General features: G+C 35.3%; 2 protein-coding genes. One reads left to right on the top strand and one right to left on the bottom strand.

The genetic code is table 11. The features are described 5' to 3' along the window. Positions 1–419 precede the first annotated feature (419 nt). Positions 420–1,823, top strand: coding sequence for an NAD(P)H-dependent flavin oxidoreductase (locus GO684_RS04910; protein ID WP_175939408.1), 1,404 nt, complete (start codon positions 420–422; stop codon positions 1,821–1,823). 878 nt (positions 1,824–2,701) lie between these two features. Here the strand turns inward: GO684_RS04910 and GO684_RS06100 are convergent. Further along, on the bottom strand, positions 2,702–2,887 hold a 186-nt coding region (locus GO684_RS06100), incomplete at its 5' end, for a hypothetical protein (protein ID WP_218939052.1).

The raw sequence follows: 2,887 nt of genomic DNA, 5'->3' as shown, positions 1-2,887 counted from the left end.
CCTTTCTTGTCACGGATTATGCTAGTTAGTATAAGTTAAAAAATTTAAAGGTACCTAAAGTATCGAAGTTACAACCCACCACATACTCACCTGAGCTCAATCTTATGAGAGACTTTGGTTATATATAAAACAGAGCATTTTGTATAATAAAATCTATAGTACAATTGCTTTGCTTGAGGCGCTTTGTGCGAATTTATTACCTCTCTTTTTCACTCTGCAATGTAACTTATGATCTATTAATAATGAAAATTGATATCAGCATGGCTTCTTTTGCATTATTGTCTATCTGTTCTTTTTGCAATAGGAATTAGTGCTGAAAACCAAGTTTGCTGCGTGGTTCTGATAGTGTCAAAAGAAAATAAACAGCTATTATTTTTTTAGTAACCAAGTAAAATAGAACAAAAGATTACGAGGAAGCTTTGAAAAATAGGATAAAAAAAATGATAATTTCAGGAAAGGAAGTATGGCCAATCATCGAGGGTGGTAAAGGTATTGCAATTAGTAATGGGAGATCAAGCGGAGCATTTGCAGCAGCAGGTGCTGTTGGGACGTTTTCCGGTGCAAATGCTAAGCTTATTGATGATAACGGTGAGTTAGTACCATTGGTTTACAAAGGTAAAACAAGAAATGAAAAACATGAGGAATTGATTGAATATAGTATCGGGGCTGGAATTAGTCAGGCGAGAATAGCAAATGAAATATCAAAAGGTCGTGGAAGAGTACATATGAATGTGCTTTGGGAGATGGGTGCAGCAGAACGTGTACTTCATGGTATATTAGAAAAAGCAAAGGGCTTAGTTCATGGTATTACCTGCGGTGCCGGTATGCCTTACAGGCTTGGAGAGATTGCAGCCAAGTATCAGGTTTATTATTATCCTATTATTTCATCGGTACGTGCTTTTAAAGCATTGTGGAAGCGTGCTTACCAAAAAATATCTTCTTTTTTACTTGGTGGAGTGGTATATGAGGATCCGTGGCTTGCTGGAGGGCATAACGGATTAAGTAATAGTGAAGATCCAGAGTTACCACAAACTCCATTTGAGAGAGTTGTAGAACTTAGGTCCTTTATGAACGAGATTGGTCTTTCAGAAACACCAATTGTTATGGCAGGGGGAGTGTGGCATTTGAAAGATTGGGAACATTGGTTTGACAACCTACAAATTGGACCAATAGCTTTTCAATTTGGCACTCGCCCGCTTTTAACGAAAGAAAGCCCAATTTCTGCAGAGTGGAAAAAGAAGCTGTTAACTTTGGAAGAAGGTGATGTATTTTTGAATAAATTCAGTCCAACAGGGTTTTACTCATCTGCAGTAAGAAATAATTTTATACGTGAGTTACAGGAACGGAATTCACGTCAAATAAAATTTTCAGAAAATGCCAACGAAGAGTTCGATAGTGAATTTGTAATTGGTGCAAGAGGCAGAAAGATTTACCTTGCTTCAAAAGACAAGGAACTGGCAGATGTATGGACTAAGGCAGGATATACAGAAGCAATGAGAACTCCAGACACAACTGTTATTTTTGTAACGCCAGACAAATTTGCAGAGGTTAGACAAGATCAAATCAATTGCATGGGGTGTTTAAGTCATTGTTTATTTAGTAATTGGAAAGATCATGGTAATCATTCAACTGGGCGAAAGCCAGATCCGCGAAGTTTTTGCATACAAAAGACACTGCAAAATATTATACATGACGGTAATGTTGAAAATGAGCTCATGTTTTCTGGGCACAATGTGTACAGATTTAAGCAAGATCCGTTTTACAAAAATGGCTACATACCGACAGTAAAGGAGCTGGTGAAGAGAATATTGACAGGGCATTAAGTTGTCCTCATCTTGTCTTGATAAGAGAGCATTAAGAGCATTAATTTATTGTAATAAATGTTTATTAATTTAACCTTAATTTGGAGAAATGTCTATATCAGCGGGTAAGAGTGTTTTGGAAAGGCGTACGTTGTGGCCTATCAAGAAGTCTGGTGATAACAGTAACATTATGGGGTTTTTACAATTTTGTGATGTACAAAATGCCTCAGATTAGAATGAGAAAAATTTTGAAAGGTTATATAAAGGATTTGTATGCTCGGATTTAAATAGTAGACGGAACAGGGGAAGTGATCAGTGTAATGAAAAAAGTGGCGGACAATTCTACTACACATATACATGTACATGTACACAATATGAAGTTGAGATTTTTGGAATTATTTACCATTCAATATTATATTGATTCTTTACTTGGTGGTCACACTACAGTTATCTATGGCAATACCGCTAGCCAAACAAAGAGAATAGGGAAAAGGTCTTAGAAGACAGTAGAAAATTGTTAGCTTTAGGTACAATAGCTATAATAGTGTCTTTCTACACAAGTATGTGCTTTTGGTACTATAGTAGCAAAAAAGTGGCAAGAAAAGGTAGATTAGCTAGATAATAAACTTAAAATATTTAGAAATATTTAGTTTGTAGTTATACCAATTCCTATTATACAAGGAACTGATAGACAATAATGGAAAAGGAGCCTTACTGAAGTAAGTAAAAAGCAATGTTTAATGATGTTGGAATCAATAATTGTTAGGTGAAAAAGTTGTGGAATTAACAAAAGAAACGCTGAAGAAAGTGTAAAATAATGTATATGTTGCAAAAAAACTAAACGCTGTAATTGCAACAAAAAGCACAGTATAACAGCTGTAGCAAAAACATGTTGCATTTCAAGGGCAGAATTCCTTCAACGTTGTAGAAAAACCAGATTGGATCAGAATCAATTTGAATAAGTTGAAGTATAGGTACAAGAGAACCCTAATATTACCGTTAAAGAAATGAGAATGAGAATAAGAATCCAAGAAAAATTTAGCTTGAATATCAGCAAGTCTACAGCACACCGCAATATGCAAAAA

Origin of the sequence: Wolbachia endosymbiont of Litomosoides brasiliensis (assembly GCF_013366805.1) — a bacterium.
Lineage (GTDB): Bacteria > Pseudomonadota > Alphaproteobacteria > Rickettsiales > Anaplasmataceae > Wolbachia.
Note: the sequence above shows the minus strand (reverse complement) of the source record. Positions and strands in the feature narration are given on the sequence as shown.